Consider the following 17976-nt stretch of genomic DNA (forward strand, 5'->3'; position numbering starts at 1 on the left):
ACTCAAGCTATGCTTCTTTCGCTTAATGTCCGTCTAAGGAAAAGGCCCTCGACATGCGCATTCTCATCACCGGCGGTGCCGGATTTATTGGCTCCGCCCTGATCCGCCACCTGATTCAACACACTGAGCACGAAGTGCTCAACCTGGACAAGCTGACTTACGCCGGCAACCTTGAGTCGCTGACCAGCATCGCGTCCAACAGCCGCTATGAGTTCGTCCAGGCCGATATCATCGACCAGGCCGCCGTCAGCGCCTTGCTCGCACGCTTCAAGCCCGATGCGATCATGCACTTGGCGGCTGAGTCCCATGTCGACCGTTCCATTGACGGTCCGTCGGATTTTATCCAGACCAACATTGTCGGCACCTATAGCCTGCTGGAAGCCACGCGAGCCTATTGGCAGAAGCTGGCCGAACCGGCGAAAAGCGCATTCCGTTTCCACCACATCTCCACTGACGAGGTGTATGGCGACCTGCACGGCGTGGACGACCTCTTCACTGAAACCACGCCTTACGCCCCCAGCTCGCCGTATTCCGCGAGCAAAGCGGCATCCGACCATCTGGTCCGCGCCTGGCAGCGCACCTATGGCTTGCCGGTGCTGCTGACCAACTGCTCGAACAACTACGGGCCGTTCCACTTCCCCGAAAAGTTGATCCCACTGGTTATTCTCAACGCCCTCGCGGGCAAGCCACTGCCGGTGTATGGCGATGGTTTGCAGGTACGCGACTGGCTGTTCGTCGAAGATCACGCTCGTGCGCTGCTCAAAGTAGTGACCACTGGGGTTGTAGGCGAGACCTACAACATCGGCGGCCACAACGAACAGAAGAACATCGACGTGGTGCGGAGCATCTGCGGCCTGTTGGAAGAGCTGGCACCGCAACGCCCAGCCGGCGTGGAAAAATTCGCTGACCTGATCACCTTCGTCAAGGATCGTCCAGGCCACGACCAACGCTACGCCATCGACGCCAGCAAAATCGAACGCGAACTGGGTTGGGTCCCGGAAGAAACCTTTGAGACCGGCCTGCGTAAAACCGTGCAGTGGTACCTCGACAACCTGGAATGGTGCCGCAGGGTCCAAGACGGCAGTTATCAAGGTGAGCGACTGGGCAATACTGACGCGAAGGATCTGATCGCATGATGAAGGGCATTGTATTGGCCGGCGGTTCCGGCACCCGTTTGCACCCTATTACCCTGGGCGTGTCCAAACAGCTGTTGCCGGTGTATGACAAACCGATGATCTACTACCCGATCTCGGTGCTGATGCTGGCGGGGATCAAGGACATCCTGGTGATCTCCACTCCCGCTGACTTGCCGCAATACCGCAACCTGTTGGGCGATGGTAGCCAGTTCGGCGTGCGCTTCAGCTATGCGGAGCAGCCTTCGCCGGATGGCCTTGCCCAGGCGTTCATCATTGGTGAAGAGTTCATCGGCGATGACCCTGTATGCCTGATCCTGGGAGACAACATCTTCCATGGCCAGCATTTCGGCGAACAACTGCGCAACGCAGCTCACCGTCCGTCGGGCGCCACGGTGTTCGGTTACTGGGTCAAAGACCCGGAGCGTTTCGGCGTGATCGATTTCGACAATGAAGGCCGCGCCCTGTCGATCGAAGAAAAGCCGGCAAAGCCTAAATCCAGCTATGCCGTGACCGGTTTGTATTTCTACGACAACGACGTGATCAAGATTGCCAAGGCGGTCAAGCCATCGCCACGCGGCGAGTTGGAAATCACCGACGTCAACAATGCCTACCTCCAGCGCGGCGACCTGCACGTGGAGCGGTTCGGCCGTGGTTTCGCCTGGCTCGACACGGGCACCCATGACAGCCTCTTGGAAGCCTCGACTTACGTACAGACCATCGAGCATCGCCAAGGCCTGAAAGTAGCTTGCCTGGAAGAGATCGCCTACGAGAACGGCTGGATCACTCGTGACTATTTGCTCGAGCGGGCCAAATACTTCGGCAAAACCGGCTATGGTCAGTATTTGTACACTCTTGCTGGGAACCGTAAATGAATGTGAGCGCTACTGAGCTGCCCGGCGTATTGGTCATCGAGCCGAAGGTATTTGGCGATGAACGCGGTTTTTTCTACGAGAGCTTTAACGCACGGGATTTTGCCCAGGCCAGCGGCCTGCAACTGCAGTTCGTGCAGGACAACCATTCACGCTCGCAAAAAGGCGTGCTGCGAGGCCTGCACTACCAGGTAGAACACGCTCAGGGGAAACTGGTGCGCGTAACTGCCGGCGAAGTATTGGACGTGGCGGTGGATATCCGCCGCAGTTCGCCTCAGTTCGGCAAATGGGCGAGCGTGCGCCTGTCTGCCGAAAATAACCGCCAACTGTGGATTCCACCGGGCTTTGCCCACGGTTTTCTGGTGCTCAGCGACTACGCTGAGTTCCTCTACAAGACCACGGATTACTACACACCCTCTGCGGAACGTTGCATTCGTTGGGACGACCCTGATCTGAATATAGATTGGCAACTCAAGGGTCCACCGACCTTGTCCGCCAAGGATCAAAACGGCAAAAGTCTGAAAGACGCGGACCTGTTCCCGTGACAGCGCCCCTGAAAATTCTCATTACCGGCCAACACGGCCAAGTTTCCCAAGAGCTGCAGCAGCGGCTCCAAGGCCTGGGCGAACTCATCGTCCTGGGCCGCGACCAGCTTGATCTGGCCGATGCTGAACTCATCCGCAAGCAGGTGCGCGCCCATCGCCCCGGTTTGATCATCAATGCGGCAGCCCACACCGCCGTCGATCTGGCCGAGAGCGAACCAGATGCAGCTTTCGCCATCAACGCCATCGCCCCCGGCATCCTCGCCGAGGAAGCCAAGGCGTTGAGCATCCCGCTGATTCACTACTCGACCGACTATGTGTTCGATGGCACTAAACCCGCCCCGTACACCGAAAACGACACGCCAAACCCCTTGGGTGTCTACGGCCAGAGCAAGCTGGCGGGTGAGCAGGCGATTGCAGCTGTAGGCGGCGAGCACCTGATTTTGCGCACCAGCTGGGTGTATTCGAGCCATGGCAAGAATTTCCTGCTGACCATGCAACGCCTGCTGCAGGAAAAACCGCAGATGCGTATCGTCGCCGACCAGATCGGTGCGCCGACCTGGGCCGGGACCATCGCCACCAGCACCCGTGTGCTGATCGAGCAATGGCAAGCCGGCAAGGCCGGGGCTTGGGGTGTCTACCACCTCACCGCCCAGGGTGAAACCTCATGGTTCGGCTTTGCCGAGGCCATTGGCGCGCAGCTGCGGGCCGAGGGAAAAGCCTGCGCCGAACTGGAGCCGATCCCTTCCACTGCTTACCCAACTCCCGCCAGGCGCCCGCTGAACTCGCGCCTGGATTGCACTCGCCTGCAACAGCAATGGCACGTCAGCCAGCCGCAGTGGCAAGACGCATTGCACGAGTGTCTTGCGCAACAGCACTAGGCATAATGCGCCTGTACCCACAGGCGCGATCCCCATGACTCCACCCCTTCCGCGAAGACCCCGCTGGCGCAGCCTTGCCCTGCTGGCATTGTGCCTGGCGCCGCTGCTGTGGCCGCTGGAGCACTTGGCCGAGCGCTACTACCGCAGCGAGTTGGCCGGGCAAAATCGCCAGACCCTCGACCTGTACGTCGCCAACCTGCTGGGCACCCTGCACCGCTACGAAGTGCTGCCGCAGATCCTCGGTGATCTGCCGGCCCTGCGCACTGCGCTGGATGCGCCCCACGTCAGCACCAACCTGGCCAACGCCAACCTGTTGCTCAAGGATGTCGCCACCCAGGCCGGGGTGGAAGTCATGTACCTGATGGACACCACCGGCAAGACCCTCGCCGCGTCCAACTGGGACAAACAAGACAGCTTTGTCGGGCGCAACTTTTCTTTCCGCCCCTATTTCAGCGAAGCCATGGCCGGGCGCCTGGGCCGGTTTTTCGGTTTAGGCACCACCTCGGCCAAGCGCGGTTACTTCTTCGCTGCCGCCGTGCGTGATGGCGACACCATCATCGGCGTGCTGGTGGTGAAGGTCGACCTCGACCACACCGAAAGCCTGTGGGGCAACACCCCGGAACAACTGCTGGTCACTGATCACAACGGCGTGGTAATCCTCACCTCGCGCCCGCAATGGCGATTCCGCGCGACCCGGCCTCTGACCGCCGAAGAACGCCAGGCCATCATTGCCATCCAGCCCTATCCAACCCGCGACCCGCAGCCGCTGAGCCTGAGCAGCACCGCCTGGCTGCGCCAATCCACAGCCATCGCCGAAACCGGCTGGAACGTGGAAATCCTCGCACCACGCTCGCTGATCAACCGTCCGGTACGCACGGTGGTGGCCGTCGGTGGTGCGGCGCTGTTAGTGCTGATGCTGTTGCTGGGATTGATGATGCAGCGCCGCCGACATTACCTGGAACGCATCGCCTTCGAAGCCAAGGCCCGTCGCGAGTTGGAAATGCGCGTGGTGGAGCGTACCAGTGATCTGGAGGGCCTTAACCGGCGCCTGAAACAGGAAGTGCTCGAGCGCGAGCACGCCCAGCAGGAGTTGGTGCGCGCCCAGGACGACCTGGTGCAGGCGGGCAAACTCTCGGCGCTGGGCACCATGTCGGCGAGTATCAGCCATGAACTCAATCAGCCGCTGGCAGCAATTCGCAGCTATGCGGAGAACGCCGAAATCCTGCTCGACCATGAGCGCACGACTGATGCGCGTGGCAACCTCAAGCTGATCAGCGAATTGACCGGGCGCATGGCCTCGATCATTGCACACCTGCGCGCCTTCGCCCGCCGCGACCGCCACGCGCCAGAGAGTGTGGCCCTGCAACCGGCGCTGGACGACGCCCTGGCGTTGCTGGCCAAACGGCGGCGCTCGATGGAAGTGGAGTTGATCCGCGACCTGCCCGAGGCCACCCTGTGGGTGCAAGCAGGTGAAACCCGCCTGCGCCAAGTGCTGGGAAACCTGCTGGCCAACGCCCTCGACGCCCTCACCGAAAAAGGCCCGCCGCGCAAACTCTGGCTGAGTGCCGAAACCACTGCGCAGGGCGTCAACCTGTACATTCGCGACAACGGCCCGGGCTTTTGCCTGGAAGCCCTGGGCCGCGCCAGCGAGCCGTTCTATACCACCAAGACGCGCACCCAGGGCCTGGGCTTGGGCCTGGCGATCTGCGACACCCTGATGCGTGCCTTTGGCGGCGAACTGCTGTTCGCCAACCACAAGGAAGGCGGCGCGCTGTTAACCTTGAAATTGCGTGCCGGTTTGCCGGGCGTGAGTCTGCAACCGTCCGAGGACCGCAGTGTATGAGTATCGAGAACCAGATTCAGGTGGTGTTGATCGACGATGATCCACACTTGCGTCAGGCCCTGTGCCAGACCCTGGACCTGGCCGGGCTGAAAGTCCTGCCCCTGGGCGAAGCCACCGGCCTCACCGCACGCCTGTCCCGCGACTGGCCGGGGGTGGTGGTCAGCGATATCCGCATGCCCGGCATGGACGGCCTGGAACTGCTGGCCGAACTGCACGGCCAGGACCCAGACCTGCCAGTGTTGCTGATCACCGGTCATGGCGATGTACCGCTGGCGGTGCAGGCCATGCGTGCCGGCGCCTATGACTTCCTCGAAAAGCCCTTCGCCAGCGACGCACTGCTCGACAGCGTACGCCGCGCCCTGGCCCTGCGCCGCCTGGTGCTGGACAACCGCAGCCTGCGCCTGGCGCTCAGTGATCGCCAGCAACTGAGCACGCGCCTGGTGGGCCACTCACCCCAGATGTTGCGACTGCGCGAGCAAATTGGCGCATTGGCCGCGACCAAAGCCGATGTGCTTATCCTGGGCGAAACAGGTGCTGGCAAGGAGGTTGTCGCCCGTGCGCTGCATGACCTCTCGAGCCGACGCAGTGGGCCATTTGTAGCGATCAATGCCGGGGCGCTCGCCGAGTCAGTGGTGGAAAGCGAGCTGTTCGGCCATGAGCCCGGCGCGTTTACCGGCGCGCAGAAACGCCGCATCGGCAAGTTCGAGTTCGCCAATGGCGGCACACTGTTCCTCGATGAAATCGAAAGCATGAGCCTGGATGTACAGGTTAAGTTGCTGCGGCTGTTGCAGGAACGTGTGGTGGAGCGCTTGGGTGGCAATCAACTGATCCCGTTGGATATCCGCATTATCGCCGCCACCAAGGAAGACCTGCGCCAGGCCGCCGACCAGGGCCGTTTCCGTGCTGACTTGTATTACCGCCTCAATGTCGCGCCCTTGCGCATTCCGCCCCTGCGCGAACGTGGCGAAGATGCGTTGATGCTGTTCCAGCACTTCGCCGACGAGGCCAGCAGCCGCCACGGCCTGCCCCTGCACGAACTGCAACCGGGCCAACGCGCGCTGTTGCTGCGCCACAGCTGGCCGGGCAATGTGCGAGAGCTGCAAAACGCTGCGGAGCGTTTCGCCCTGGGCCTGGAGCTGGCGCTGGATAATACGCAAGACAGTCCCGTTGCCAGCGTGTTGACCTCCACGCCCGGCGGCCTGAGCGAGCAAGTCGAACAGTTCGAAAAAAGCCTGATCGCCGCCGAGCTGACCCGCCCACACAGCTCCATGCGCAGCCTCGCCGAAGCCCTGGGCATGCCGCGCAAAACCTTGCATGACAAGTTGCGCAAACACGGCCTGAATTTCGCCGACAGCGCCAGCCACAGCGCCGACGACGAATGAACCCGCTCACCTGCCAAGAGACCGCCATGAGCCGCGATAGCCGTTACCTGGAATCCATCCTTCACCATGACATCCCCCTGACCCGGGAAATGGGCCTCAAGGTGCTCGACTGGCAACAGGGCCAACTGCATCTGCACCTGCCCTTGCAAGCCAATATCAACCACAAGAGCACCATGTTCGGCGGCAGCCTCTACTGCGGCGCGGTGCTGGCGGGCTGGGGCTGGCTGCACCTGAAACTGCGTGAAGCAGGCATTGAAGACGGGCACATCGTGATTCAGGAAGGGCAGATCAGTTATCCGCTGCCGGTGACGCAGGATGCGACGGCCATTTGCGCAGCGCCGGAGGAGAAGGTGTGGAAACGCTTTGTGGCGACCTACAAGCGCTATGGGCGGGCGCGGTTGACGCTGCAGGCGTGGATTGTGAATGAGGGCAGTGAAGAGCGCGCAGTAGCCTTCACCGGCCAGTACGTCCTGCACCGCTAGCTGCCGTGACACAAAACAAATGTGGGAGCGGGCTTGCTCGCTCCCACACTTTGATCTGCTGTGGTCTCAAGTCCTGGCCAGGGTCAACAGGCGTTCGCGCCACGCCGCCTTGGCCGGCAATGCCAAAAAGAACGGGTTCAACAACGATGCCCGCGCCGGGTAGCTGAACGGTTGGCCATTCAACTCCAACACTGCGCCTCCCGCCCCCTCCAACACGCCCTGGGCCGCCGCGGTATCCCACTGCGACGTCGGCGCCAGGCGCGGATAGCAATCGGCACTGCCTTCGGCCAGCAGGCAAAACTTCAACGAGCTGCCTATATTCGCCAGTTTCAGCTCCCCCAACCCTTCGCTCAGACCAGCCAGCAGGCGCTCCTGCTCAGGGCTGGTATGGCGACGGCTGGCCACCACGGTGAAAGCTTCGCCCGCGGCCGGCTTCTGGCGCACTTGAATCTGTTTGGGCGCGGCATTGACATCCGAACGCCAAGCCCCCAGGCCCGCGCCACCGAAGTAGCATCGGCCAGTGGTAGGCATCGATACCACGCCGAACACCACACGGCCCTGTTCGATCAAGGCAATATTGACGGTGAACTCTTCGCTGCCGGAAATGAACTCCTTGGTGCCATCCAGAGGGTCCACCAGCCACCAACGCTGCCAGCCGGCTCGCACGCTCTGATCAATATCCGCATCCTCTTCGGACAGCACCGGAATGCTTGGGTCCAGTGCGGTAAGGCCGGCGAGAATCAGATGGTGCGCGGCCAGATCAGCAGCAGTCACCGGCGAATCATCCGCCTTGGAGGTCACAGCTACATCGGCGCGCCAGTACGGCAGGATCGCTTCACCGGCCTGGCGAGCCAGTTCAATGACAGGGGCGATAAACGGGTGGCCTAAAAACAGTTCGCTCATGCGTTGAACGCTCCACGCTGGGTCAACAGGTCTCTTACCAAGTACAGCGCAGCCAAGGCGCGGCCTTCGCTGAATTGCTCGTTTTGTGCAAGCATCGACAGCTCACGCAGGTTGACCCGGTCCACGCGCATCGGTTCAGGCTCATCGCCTTCCAGGCGTTCTTCATACAGGTCGGTGGCCAGCACCACCTGGATCTTCTGGCTCATATAACCGGGCGACAACGACAGTTCGGTGATGTGCTCCAACTGCCGTGCACCATAACCGGCCTCCTCCTTGAGCTCGCGGTCCGCCGCTGCCAATACGTCCTCGCCTGGCTCGATCAACCCTTTGGGCAGCGACAACTCATACTCGTCGGTGCCACCGCAGTACTCTTCCACCAGCAATGCATGATCCTCGTCTATCATCGCCACGATCATCACCGCGCCGTAGCCGGCACCGCGCCCCACAAGACGTTCGTAGGTCCGTTCAACGCCATTGGAAAAGCGCAATTGCACTTCCTCCACGCGGAACAAACGGCTACTGGCGACTATTTCGCGGGCGAGGACGGTGGGTTTCTGGCGCATAAACGGCTCCTTGGCGTGATCGGGTTACTATACCGTGGCTTTCCCGATTGTCTGTGTCGGATATCTTTACTTACGTGAGAACGCACCATGCCCTCTTTGCCCTGGCACGCTATCGACACCGTCCTGCTGGACATGGACGGCACCTTGCTCGACCTGCATTACGACAATCATTTCTGGATGGAGCACCTGCCCCACCGCTACGCCGAACTTCACGGCGTGAGTCGGGCCATGGCCGAGTTGGAGTTGCAACCGCTGTTCGAGCGTAACGCCGGACAGTTGCAATGGTATTGCCTGGATTTCTGGAGCACTGAACTTGCGATCCCGGTGCGTGAGCTCAAGCTGGAAACCGCCCACCTGATCGCCCTGCGGCCGGACGCCGATACTTTCCTGGCGGCGATCAAACAGGCCGGCAAGCGTGTGATCCTGATCACCAATGCTCATCGTGATTCGCTGTCATTGAAGCTGGAACGCATTGAACTGGCGCCGTATTTCGAGCGATTGATCAGCTCTCATGACTATGGTTTCCCCAAGGAAAGCCCACAGTTCTGGGAAGCCTTGCAAGCCGACATCCACTTCGACCCGGCCCGTAGTCTGTTCATCGATGACACCTTGCCAATCCTGCGAAGTGCCCGGGATTTTGGCGTGGGGCATTTGTTGGCGGTGAAAGAGCCTGATAGCAAAAAGGGGCCAAAGGACACTGCAGAGTTTTCAGCAGTAGGGGATTATCGAGAACTCATTGCGGGGCTTTAAACGCATGTGGGAGGGGGTTTATTGCCCCCTCCCACATTTTTGTCCCGCGTATTACTCAGGGATACGCAGTGTCTGGCCTGGGTAGATCTTGTCAGGGTGCGACAACAGCGGCTTGTTGGCCTCGAAAATCTTGTTGTACTGGTTGGCGTTACCGTACACTGCCAGGGAAATCGCGCTGAGGGTGTCGCCCTTTTTCACCACGACGAAGCGAGCAGCGGTAACCGCAGGGCCGGATACAGTGATCTGGTCATCCACGCTTGCTACACCGGCAATGTTGCCCAACGCCAGAAGGATCTTCTCTTTCTCTTCCTGCGTAGCCACTTCACCGGTCACAGTGACCTTGTCGCCATCCACCGTGGTCTGCACGTTTGGATTGCCCAGGCCCACCTTGCTCACATGCTCCTTCAACTGCTCACTGGCGTTCGCATTACCCGGCGTCAACAGGTCGACAATCTTTTCGCCAGCTTCTTTGATAAAGCTAAAAATACTCATGGTGCGCTCTCCTTGGGATTTAATTTCCAGATGCCCAAGACTAGACCAGTCCTACAGACTTGGGTTCCAGACTGACTAAAGACCCAAAAGTATCGAAATTACTCGCCCTTGGAATAAGCCCTCAGTGCAGCGGCGGATCAGCCTTGATCGACGCCATCTATCAATAGATCAATACTGGCAATTAGACGCGACCCTTTGTCGCGCCTAGTCTGAACACTGATCAATCCGCCGGTGGTACTGCCCCATGAACGCCAAGCGCCCTACCTGCGCGGCGCCCGCCCTCGAAACGACCGCGCCCGCCGCCAGCCAGAGCTATCAATATTGCAATCTTGAGCACACTGAAGTCGCCAGCACCGCGCTGGCCGAAGAAGTGGCGCTGGCGATTGCCTATAACGATATCAGCCAGGCAGTGATGCTGGTGACACCGACGGATCTGGAAGACTTCATTGTCGGCTTCAGCCTCGGCAGCGGCATTATTGCCGACGTTAGCGACATTTATGACCTGAAAATCAGCGGTTCCGGTTCAGCGCAATACGCTCAGGTGCAGATTTCCAGCCGTGCGTTCTGGAACCTCAAGCAGCAGCGTCGGCAATTGGCGGGCACCAGCGGTTGCGGCCTGTGCGGTGTAGAAGCAGTTGAACAGGCACTACCCGACCTGCAAGTGCTGCCCGGCGCGCCCTTGCCGCCCGCGCAATGGCTCGATGGCCTGCGCCAGCGCATCAGTGCGTTCCAACCCCTGGGCCAGTACAGCGGCGCAGTGCATGCGGCGGTATTTATGAACCACCAGGGCGAATTGCTGCTGGGGCGCGAGGACATCGGCCGGCATAACGCCCTGGATAAATTGATCGGCGCGTTGATCCGCGAAAAGATTCCGACCGACGGTGGCCTGGCCATTGTCACCAGCCGCTGCAGCCTCGAATTGATCCAGAAAGTCCTGCGCGCGGGCATCCAGACCCTGGTGAGCCTGTCGTCGCCCACCGGCCTGGCCTTGCAATGGGCGCGTCGGCACAACCTCAATCTCATCCACTTGCCGCAGAAAAGCGCGCCACGGGTCTACAGCCCAGCGATGGAGCACCAGCCATGAGCCTTCACCACCAAGCCGACCAGACCCCAACCCCGCGCTACAAGCCCTATAAAGGCCCAGCTGGCGGCTGGGGCGCACTGATCAGCGTGGCACACGCCTGGCTGACCAGCGACAACGCGCTGAAGAACCTGCGCATGATGCTCAAGACCAATCAGAACGGCGGTTTCGACTGCCCAGGCTGCGCCTGGGGCGACTCGCCGGAAAGCGGCATGGTCAAGTTCTGCGAAAACGGCGCAAAGGCGGTCAACTGGGAAGCCACCAAGCGCCGCGTCGATGCCGCATTCTTCGCCAAGCACAGTGTCACGGCCTTGCTGGAGCAAAGCGACTATTGGCTGGAATACCAGGGCCGCCTGACCGAGCCGATGCGCTATGACGCCGAAACCGACCGCTACACGCCCATCAGCTGGGACGCGGCGTTCGATCTGGTCGGCAAACACCTCAACGCATTGCCCAGCCCCGACATGGCCGAGTTCTACACCTCAGGCCGCGCCAGCAACGAAGCCGCCTACCTGTACCAACTGTTTGTGCGCGCCTATGGCACCAACAATTTTCCCGACTGCTCGAACATGTGCCACGAAGCCAGCGGCGTAGCCCTGGCGCAGAGTGTGGGCGTGGGCAAAGGCACCGTGACCTTTGATGACTTCGAACATGCCGACGCTATTTTCGTCTGGGGCCAGAACCCCGGCACCAACCACCCGCGCATGCTTGAACCGCTGCGCGAAGCGGTAAAACGCGGCGCCCAGGTGGTGTGTATCAATCCGTTGAAAGAGCGTGGCCTGGAACGCTTCCAGCACCCACAACACCCGCTGGAAATGCTCACCAACGGCGACAAACCGACCAATACCGCGTACCTGCGCCCGGCGTTGGGCGGTGACATGGCCATTCTGCGCGGTATGGCCAAGTTCCTGCTGCTGTGGGAGCGCCAAGCCCTGGCCGAAGGCAAGGAAGCGGTGTTCGATCACGTCTTCCTGAATGAACACACCACCAACGTCCTGGAATACCTGGGCCAGATCGACGACACCTCGTGGGAGGAAATCGTCGAGCAGTCCGGCCTGACGTTGGTTGAGATCGAGCAAGCGGCGCGCATGTACGCCAAAGGCAAGAACGTGATCATGTGCTGGGCAATGGGGATTACCCAGCACCGCCACTCGGTACCGACCATCCAGGAAATCGCCAACCTGATGCTGCTGCGCGGCAATATCGGCCGCCCCGGCGCAGGGCTGTGCCCGGTGCGTGGCCATAGCAACGTGCAGGGTGACCGCACCATGGGTATCAACGAACGCCCACCGGTGGCGTTCCTCGACTCCCTGGAGCGTCGATTCCAGTTCCAGGTGCCACGCGAAAACGGCCACAACGTGGTGGAAGCGATTCACGCCATGCTCGAAGGCCGCTCCAAAGTGTTTATCGGTTTGGGCGGCAACTTCGCCCAAGCCACGCCAGACAGCCCGCGCACCTTCGAAGCGCTGCGCAATTGCGACCTGACCGTGCAGATCAGCACCAAGCTCAACCGCAGCCACCTGATGCACGGTAAAGACGCGCTGATCCTGCCATGCCTGGGCCGTACCGATATCGACATCCAGGCCGACGGCCCGCAGGCGGTGACGGTGGAAGACTCGTTCAGCATGGTCCACGGCTCCAACGGCCAGCTGCAACCGCTGTCGACACTGATGAAATCCGAGCCTGCGATCCTGGCCGGGATCGCCGCCGCCACCCTGGGCAGCAAACCGGTAGATTGGAAATGGCTGGTGGCCGACTACGGACGCATCCGCGACCTGATCGCCGACACCATCCCAGGCTTCAAGGATTTCAACGAGCGCATCAAGCACCCAGGTGGTTTCTATCTTGGCAACTCAGCCGGCGCGCGCCGCTGGAACACGCCGTCGGGACGCGCCAACTTCCGCCCGAACATCCTGCCCAAAGACCTGATCCACGAACGCACCCACGCCACGGGCCGAGTGCCGGACCTGATCATGCAGTCGATGCGCTCCCACGATCAGTACAACACCACCATCTATGGCCTGGACGACCGTTATCGCGGGGTCAAGGGCCAGCGTGATGTGCTGTTCGTCAACGAAGCCGACATCATCCGCCTGGGCTTCAAGCCGGGGCAGAAGGCTGACATCGTGTCGTTGTGGGAAGACGGCCGTGAGCGCCGCGTGAAGGGCTTTACCTTGCTGGCGTTTGACATTCCCGCAGGGCAGGCCGCGGCTTACTACCCGGAAGTGAACCCACTGGTGCCCTTGGAAAGCACTGGGGAGGGTAGCCATACACCAACGTCGAAGTTCGTCGCGATTCGTTTGGAAGCGGCCAGTGACAACGGGCTGATCATGGCGCGTTCGGCCTGACTCGATCCGCAGGCACAAAAAAGGCCGCTTTTGCATGAAAGCGGCCATCCTCAAGTAGCAAGAGACCCGGAAAAACGACTTAAGTTCCCTATGTAAAACAGTAACTTAGCAAATTGTATACAACTTATGCCACCGGTCGGATTTCGATTGTCAGCCGCCCGCTACAACCTCAGGATCGCGCCGTCATCCCCTTGAGGTTTCCCTGAATGAAGTTCTCCTCGATTCTCTTGTTGTCCCTTGGCCTGGTCAGTGGCGCAGCCATGGCCGGTGGCACCACCGAAGCCGGTGTAGGCGGCGCATTGGGCGGGGTTCTAGGTTCCGTTGTCGGCCAGCAGTTGGGCGGTAACACCGGCTCGACCATCGGCGCAGCCTTGGGCGGCGCGGGCGGTAGCGCAGTCGGCGCCGACAAGCGCAGCCGTGGCGAAGCAGCCATTGGCGGCGCACTGGGCGCAGCTGGCGGCAACGTAGTAGGCCGCAGTGTTGGCGGCAGCACCGGCGCACTGGTCGGGTCTGCGGCCGGCGGTGGCGCAGGTGGCGCACTGGGCAACTACATGGGTAACAAGAGCGATGACGACGACCGTCGTGACCGTGGCCGGGATAACCGTCGCTATGACCGTGACGATCATCGCGGCCGTGGCCATGCCTATGGGCATCGCAAGAACAAGCATCACTACCGCAACCATCGGTAAAGTCTGAAGAACACCACAGAGTCAGATGTGGGAGTACGCCCCTCCCACATTTGGTGCCGCCAAGTCAGGCCACCAGACGCTGCAATGCCTCGCGCAACATCCCCGGAATCGGCACTGGCTGGTTCGACGCCCGATCCACAAACACATGCACAAAGCGCCCCGCCGCACAGGCTTCTTCTTCGCCTGCCTTGAACACCGCCACCTCATACTGCACCGAGCTGTTACCCAGCTTGCCCACCCGCAGGCCGATTTCAATGCGCTCGGGAAAGGAAATCGACGCGAAGTAATCACACGCCGAACTCACCACAAACCCCACCACCTCACCATCATGAATATCCAGCCCACCCTGTTCGATCAGGTAGGTATTCACCGCCGTGTCGAAGAAGCTGTAGTAGGTGACGTTGTTTACATGACCGTAGATATCGTTGTCGTGCCAGCGCGTGATGATCGGCTGGAAGTGACGGTAATCGGCGCGCAAAGGCGTTGAATCGGGCATCGGCAACTCTCGTTAAAGTAGGTCTAATTGAGCGTGGGTCCAGTCGCGTACCTCGGCGTAGGGGTAGTCCTCCAGCGCAGCAAACCCGGGAATACCCCGCGCCTTCAACTTGGTAAACAACGGCACGCTGATACCCCCGAGGAAGCGCGTCAGCCGCTCCGCATCCGGCAAGCAGCCGGTGTACTCATGATGCCTGTGGATAAAATCACCGCAGAGCCCCATGAAATTTTTACCCACAAGCGGCGGCAAGCTCGGCGGAGCCGGTAGATGAGCTATATGACCGTGGCACACCGAACAATGCCCGCAACGCTGGGGAGCGTTTTCATCACCAAAGTATTGAGCCAGGCGCTGTCCCAGGCAGTATTCGGTGGCGAACAGGTCGAGCATGGCGTGGATCCGCGCCACCTCCGTCACCTCGTGCTGCTTGAAGCCTGTGTATAACTCGGCGCTCAACACCTGTGGATCGAAATCGGTGTCGAGCAAACTGTACACCTCAGTCATCTGCTTGCTTTCCAGTTCGATCAGGCCCTGCTCCTGGAAGTAATCCAGCGCCTTCACCACCCGACTGCGCTCGGCATTGTGCTGTTGATAAAGCACGTCGAAATCCACCGTTGCCCAGGTTTTGGCACGTTTGCACACCTGGATGATCGCCGCGACAAACTGCTGCCGCTCACCGGAAAACCGTGCGAGCAAGGCGTCGGGTTCGATCAGGTACTTGAAACGGTACTCGGCATAGAACGCGTAGCGCGGCGCGATCACGCCCTTGAGTTCCAACTGCACCAACAGCGTCTTGAGCGGCAGCTCGCGGATATTGCTGTGGTCCGACAGCGACCGCAGCAGAAATTCCCACTGCCCTTCGCTGCGTGCAGCCAGCAGCTCCTCCAGGACACGGCAAATGCCCTCCTGCTCCGGCGTGTCGCCGTACACAAAATTTTCCAGCACGTTGAGGCTGTCGCGGTTGGCCAACACCAGACAATCCGATGGCTGGCCGTCACGCCCTGCACGGCCGATTTCCTGGCTGTAGTTCTCGATGGATTTGGGCAAGTCGAAGTGCACCACATTGCGGATGTCACTCTTGTCGATGCCCATGCCAAACGCGATGGTCGCGACAATGCAATTGGAGCGCCCACCCATAAAGCGTTGCTGGATGCCCTCGCGCTTATCGTGGGGCAAGCCCGCGTGATAGGCCTCGGCCTGAATGCCGTGACGGTTCAGATGCTCGGCAATCTGCTCGGCGGTTTTCTGCAAGGTGACGTAGACGATACTTGGCTGGTTGGCCCGCTCTTTCATCCACTCCACCAGCCTGCGACGCTTGTCCTGGCCGCTGACCGGCTCCACCAGCAGGTTGAGGTTGGGCCGGTAAAAGCCGGTGGTCACCACATCCCCGGCGGCAATCGCGAACTTGGCCTGCATGTCGGCGATCACCTTGGGCGTGGCCGTGGCCGTGAGCAGCAACGCCTGCGGGATATTGAACTGGCGCTGATAGTCGGGCAGCTTCAAATAGTCCGGGCGGAAGTTGTGGCCCCACTCGGAAATACAGTGCGCCTCATCCACCACCAGCAACGAGATCTGCACGCTGTGCAGGAAGTTACGGAAGCGCTCGTTCTTCAGGCGCTCCACGGAAATCATCAGGATTTTCAGCTCACCCGAACGCGCACGCGCCATTACATCATTGGCATCATCGCGGCTCTGGGCCGAATCGATACTGCCTGCCGAAATGCCGTGGCGTTGCAGGAAACCCAACTGGTCCTGCATCAACGCCAGCAAAGGCGAGACCACCAGCGTCAGGTGCGGCAGCAGCACCGCCGACAGTTGGTAACACAGGGACTTGCCCGACCCAGTGGGAAAAATAGCGGCGGCGGAACGCCCGGCCAGAATGGCGCTGACCGTCTCTTCCTGGCCCAAGCGAAACTGTGGATAACCGAAGACCTGTTGGAGGGTGTCGTGCATAAAAGCTGTCACTCCATTGACCGCTGAGTTGGCTCAAAAACATAGCCTGAGAATCTCAGCAAATCGAGAAAGGTCGCGAGGAAAAAAGAGACAGGATGATACACAGGCGGTGGGATGGCCTAGGGCCGAAGTGGGAATAATCCGAGCAAACAGCAGGAACGGCACAGATCCAAATGTGGGAGGGGCTTGCCCCCTCCCACATTTTCAGATCTGCGCCACCGCAGAATCAGCGATTCTGCACACGCTCAATCGCCGTGTCATACACCGGGTTGGCCTTCTGCTGCTTGGCCATCTGATAGTGACGCAATGCATCCGGGAACTGCCCAGCCGCTTCGTAGATCCGCGCAATGTTGTAGTAGGCACCGGCGCGTACCGTTGCGGCATTGGAACCCGTAGCCAGAGCAATAGCCTTGCGGTTGGCCCAGATCGATTCCGCGGTGTTACCCGCTTTCTGATACGCCAGACCAAGATTGCCGTAAGCCTTACCGAAGCTGTTATCCAGCTCAATGGCTTGGCGGAAGTAGTCGATAGCCTGGTCCAGGTTACCCGCCTGGTAGGCAGCTTCGCCTTGCAGGTTCAGCTTCTTCGCATCCGCCTGTACCGCCGAACTGACCGTGACTGCGGTGACGGCCACACTGTCATCCAGCAAAGGCTTGACCTCGTTAAGCACATCTTCAGCGCCGACTCTCACGCCAGTGAAGGTGTTGATGTCCTGGAAATCGCCACTGCCGGTCATGCGGAACACGGTCCACAGGTTACCGGTACGGTTCTGCGGCACATAGTAGGTGCGTACCAGGGATTGCCCCATGTACACAAACACCTTGGCCTCGCTGTTGGACAACTCGCTGGAGTTTGGATAGCCGCTGTTGGAGTAGTCATGCACGGCGTAGACGTAGCTTTCACCGTAATGCTTTTTCTGCAGGGTGATGGTTTCCGGGCCATAGCTGTCGGTGTCATCCACATCCAACTCGGCGTCGGTGCCCTTTTTGTTACGGAAGAAGATGTTATTGCCGGGGAAAATCATGTGGGAGTCGAGGTCGCGCGGCGCTTTGCCCCAGGTCAACACCACACGCAGGCCGTCGAGGTTTTCCATCACCGGGCTGATAGCGTAGGTCATGCCTTTGCACGGGCACTTCACCACCAGGTTGGAATAGCCGGGTTTCTTGATGATCAGCAGGTTGCTGGCATCGTCAGCTGCCTCGCTGGTCAGCGTCACCTGGCCTTGAGCGTTGGTACGGCCCACCACGTTCTGCGCGCCGTTGCGTTGCAGCAGCACCTCGGCGTCGGCGATTTTCTGGTCCTTGACCACCGCACTGAGCACCTCAATCGGCAACTGCTCGGCCTGGACAGAAAACGCCATCGCGCACACTGACATCGCCGAAGCGACACGAAGCAAACCCATGCTTAACTCCCTTTAAGTAGTGGGCGGAATCGCCCTACAAGATTTTGCGGTGAAACATACGCTGATTTCAGATTTTTGGCGGGATTTTTATACGGATTGTGACGTGGTTTTATCGAACACCGGGTAGCACGACGAGATCGGCCCGCAGCGCTCAAGGGGCTCAATGC

The 17976-nt window shown here is 60.3% G+C and carries 17 protein-coding genes; 11 read left to right on the forward strand and 6 right to left on the reverse strand.

Features of this window, described 5'->3' with window-relative positions; genetic code table 11:
* Positions 1–53: 53 nt before the first annotated feature.
* From rfbB to FRT59_RS15945, 7 genes are read left to right on the forward strand one after another with little or no spacing between them, the layout of a single operon-like run.
* Positions 54–1136, forward strand: a complete 1083-nt coding sequence (gene rfbB / locus FRT59_RS15915) for a dTDP-glucose 4,6-dehydratase (RefSeq protein WP_034117257.1) — start codon at positions 54–56, stop codon at positions 1134–1136.
* Entirely contained in the window at positions 1133–2008 is an 876-nt protein-coding gene (gene rfbA, locus FRT59_RS15920; RefSeq protein WP_034117256.1) for a glucose-1-phosphate thymidylyltransferase RfbA, read from the forward strand. Before rfbB ends, rfbA begins: the two co-directional genes overlap by 4 nt.
* A complete protein-coding gene (gene rfbC / locus FRT59_RS15925) occupies positions 2005–2550 on the forward strand; it encodes a dTDP-4-dehydrorhamnose 3,5-epimerase (protein ID WP_034117255.1) in 546 nt (181 codons plus the stop codon). The genes rfbA and rfbC overlap by 4 nt, the downstream gene beginning before the upstream one ends.
* Entirely contained in the window at positions 2547–3428 is an 882-nt protein-coding gene (gene rfbD / locus FRT59_RS15930) for a dTDP-4-dehydrorhamnose reductase (RefSeq protein ID WP_198809703.1), read from the forward strand. Before rfbC ends, rfbD begins: the two co-directional genes overlap by 4 nt.
* 34 nt (positions 3429–3462) lie before the next feature.
* Complete coding sequence (locus tag FRT59_RS15935; RefSeq protein ID WP_034117253.1) at positions 3463–5271, forward strand: sensor histidine kinase; 1809 nt, start codon at positions 3463–3465, stop codon at positions 5269–5271.
* Positions 5268–6653 (forward strand): sigma-54-dependent transcriptional regulator, encoded by a 1386-nt coding sequence (locus FRT59_RS15940; protein ID WP_034117252.1) that lies wholly within the window; start codon positions 5268–5270, stop codon positions 6651–6653. Before FRT59_RS15935 ends, FRT59_RS15940 begins: the two co-directional genes overlap by 4 nt.
* Positions 6654–6679: 26 nt before the next feature.
* Positions 6680–7135 carry a thioesterase domain-containing protein gene (locus FRT59_RS15945; protein WP_034117251.1) on the forward strand — a complete coding sequence of 152 codons (456 nt, stop codon included), beginning with the start codon at positions 6680–6682 and terminating at the stop codon, positions 7133–7135.
* Between the two features lie 66 nt (positions 7136–7201).
* Here the strand turns inward: FRT59_RS15945 and cysQ are convergent, their stop codons facing one another.
* Together cysQ and nudE are read right to left on the reverse strand one after the other, a co-directional pair.
* Complete coding sequence (gene cysQ / locus FRT59_RS15950; RefSeq protein WP_034117250.1) at positions 7202–8038, reverse strand: 3'(2'),5'-bisphosphate nucleotidase CysQ; 837 nt, start codon at positions 8036–8038, stop codon at positions 7202–7204.
* Positions 8035–8601 carry an ADP compounds hydrolase NudE gene (gene nudE / locus FRT59_RS15955; RefSeq protein WP_034117249.1) on the reverse strand — a complete coding sequence of 189 codons (567 nt, stop codon included), beginning with the start codon at positions 8599–8601 and terminating at the stop codon, positions 8035–8037. The genes cysQ and nudE overlap by 4 nt, the downstream gene beginning before the upstream one ends.
* A gap of 87 nt (positions 8602–8688) precedes the next feature.
* Between nudE and yrfG the strand changes: the two genes are divergently transcribed.
* The gene (gene yrfG / locus FRT59_RS15960) at positions 8689–9351 is read left to right on the forward strand and encodes a GMP/IMP nucleotidase (RefSeq protein WP_034117248.1); all 663 of its coding nucleotides are present in this window, start codon (positions 8689–8691) and stop codon (positions 9349–9351) included.
* Between the two features lie 51 nt (positions 9352–9402).
* On the opposite strand, the gene lysM is transcribed toward yrfG, so the two are convergent.
* On the reverse strand, positions 9403–9843 hold the full coding sequence (gene lysM / locus FRT59_RS15965; RefSeq protein ID WP_034117247.1) for a peptidoglycan-binding protein LysM: 441 nt from the start codon (positions 9841–9843) through the stop codon (positions 9403–9405).
* A gap of 244 nt (positions 9844–10087) precedes the next feature.
* Here lysM and fdhD point away from each other — a divergent pair, with 244 nt between their 5' ends.
* The 3 genes from fdhD to FRT59_RS15980 all read left to right on the forward strand — a co-directional run bounded on the left by fdhD (position 10088) and on the right by FRT59_RS15980 (position 13961).
* Complete coding sequence (gene fdhD, locus FRT59_RS15970; RefSeq protein WP_034117246.1) at positions 10088–10927, forward strand: formate dehydrogenase accessory sulfurtransferase FdhD; 840 nt, start codon at positions 10088–10090, stop codon at positions 10925–10927.
* Positions 10924–13272 carry an FdhF/YdeP family oxidoreductase gene (locus FRT59_RS15975; protein ID WP_153871652.1) on the forward strand — a complete coding sequence of 783 codons (2349 nt, stop codon included), beginning with the start codon at positions 10924–10926 and terminating at the stop codon, positions 13270–13272. The genes fdhD and FRT59_RS15975 overlap by 4 nt, the downstream gene beginning before the upstream one ends.
* Before the next feature lie 206 nt (positions 13273–13478).
* A complete protein-coding gene (locus FRT59_RS15980) occupies positions 13479–13961 on the forward strand; it encodes a glycine zipper domain-containing protein (protein ID WP_034117244.1) in 483 nt (160 codons plus the stop codon).
* Positions 13962–14025: 64 nt separating this feature from the next.
* Here the strand turns inward: FRT59_RS15980 and FRT59_RS15985 are convergent, their stop codons facing one another.
* The 3 genes from FRT59_RS15985 to FRT59_RS15995 all read right to left on the reverse strand — a co-directional run bounded on the left by FRT59_RS15985 (position 14026) and on the right by FRT59_RS15995 (position 17809).
* The gene (locus FRT59_RS15985; protein ID WP_153871653.1) at positions 14026–14457 is read right to left on the reverse strand and encodes an acyl-CoA thioesterase; all 432 of its coding nucleotides are present in this window, start codon (positions 14455–14457) and stop codon (positions 14026–14028) included.
* A gap of 12 nt (positions 14458–14469) precedes the next feature.
* The gene (locus tag FRT59_RS15990) at positions 14470–16407 is read right to left on the reverse strand and encodes a RecQ family ATP-dependent DNA helicase (RefSeq protein ID WP_153871654.1); all 1938 of its coding nucleotides are present in this window, start codon (positions 16405–16407) and stop codon (positions 14470–14472) included.
* A 226-nt stretch (positions 16408–16633) separates the two neighbouring features.
* Complete coding sequence (locus FRT59_RS15995) at positions 16634–17809, reverse strand: tetratricopeptide repeat protein (protein ID WP_153871655.1); 1176 nt, start codon at positions 17807–17809, stop codon at positions 16634–16636.
* Positions 17810–17976: the final 167 nt, after the last annotated feature.

Origin of the sequence: Pseudomonas haemolytica (assembly GCF_009659625.1) — a bacterium.
Taxonomy (GTDB): Bacteria; Pseudomonadota; Gammaproteobacteria; order Pseudomonadales; family Pseudomonadaceae; genus Aquipseudomonas; species Aquipseudomonas haemolytica.

Bases quoted from the DNA above. Each gene is read 5' to 3' on its own strand.
- FRT59_RS15975 (WP_153871652.1), top strand. From the start codon at position 10,924: ATGAGCCTTCACCACCAAGCCGACCAGACCCCAACCCCGCGCTACAAG.
- FRT59_RS15990 (WP_153871654.1), bottom strand. From the start codon at position 16,407: ATGCACGACACCCTCCAACAGGTCTTCGGTTATCCACAGTTTCGCTTG.
- FRT59_RS15995 (WP_153871655.1), bottom strand. From the start codon at position 17,809: ATGGGTTTGCTTCGTGTCGCTTCGGCGATGTCAGTGTGCGCGATGGCG.
- FRT59_RS15935 (WP_034117253.1), top strand. From the start codon at position 3,463: ATGACTCCACCCCTTCCGCGAAGACCCCGCTGGCGCAGCCTTGCCCTG.
- cysQ (WP_034117250.1), bottom strand. From the start codon at position 8,038: ATGAGCGAACTGTTTTTAGGCCACCCGTTTATCGCCCCTGTCATTGAA.
- rfbA (WP_034117256.1), top strand. From the start codon at position 1,133: ATGATGAAGGGCATTGTATTGGCCGGCGGTTCCGGCACCCGTTTGCAC.
- FRT59_RS15985 (WP_153871653.1), bottom strand. From the start codon at position 14,457: ATGCCCGATTCAACGCCTTTGCGCGCCGATTACCGTCACTTCCAGCCG.
- lysM (WP_034117247.1), bottom strand. From the start codon at position 9,843: ATGAGTATTTTTAGCTTTATCAAAGAAGCTGGCGAAAAGATTGTCGAC.
- nudE (WP_034117249.1), bottom strand. From the start codon at position 8,601: ATGCGCCAGAAACCCACCGTCCTCGCCCGCGAAATAGTCGCCAGTAGC.
- yrfG (WP_034117248.1), top strand. From the start codon at position 8,689: ATGCCCTCTTTGCCCTGGCACGCTATCGACACCGTCCTGCTGGACATG.
- FRT59_RS15940 (WP_034117252.1), top strand. From the start codon at position 5,268: ATGAGTATCGAGAACCAGATTCAGGTGGTGTTGATCGACGATGATCCA.
- rfbC (WP_034117255.1), top strand. From the start codon at position 2,005: ATGAATGTGAGCGCTACTGAGCTGCCCGGCGTATTGGTCATCGAGCCG.
- FRT59_RS15945 (WP_034117251.1), top strand. From the start codon at position 6,680: ATGAGCCGCGATAGCCGTTACCTGGAATCCATCCTTCACCATGACATC.
- fdhD (WP_034117246.1), top strand. From the start codon at position 10,088: ATGAACGCCAAGCGCCCTACCTGCGCGGCGCCCGCCCTCGAAACGACC.
- FRT59_RS15980 (WP_034117244.1), top strand. From the start codon at position 13,479: ATGAAGTTCTCCTCGATTCTCTTGTTGTCCCTTGGCCTGGTCAGTGGC.
- rfbB (WP_034117257.1), top strand. From the start codon at position 54: ATGCGCATTCTCATCACCGGCGGTGCCGGATTTATTGGCTCCGCCCTG.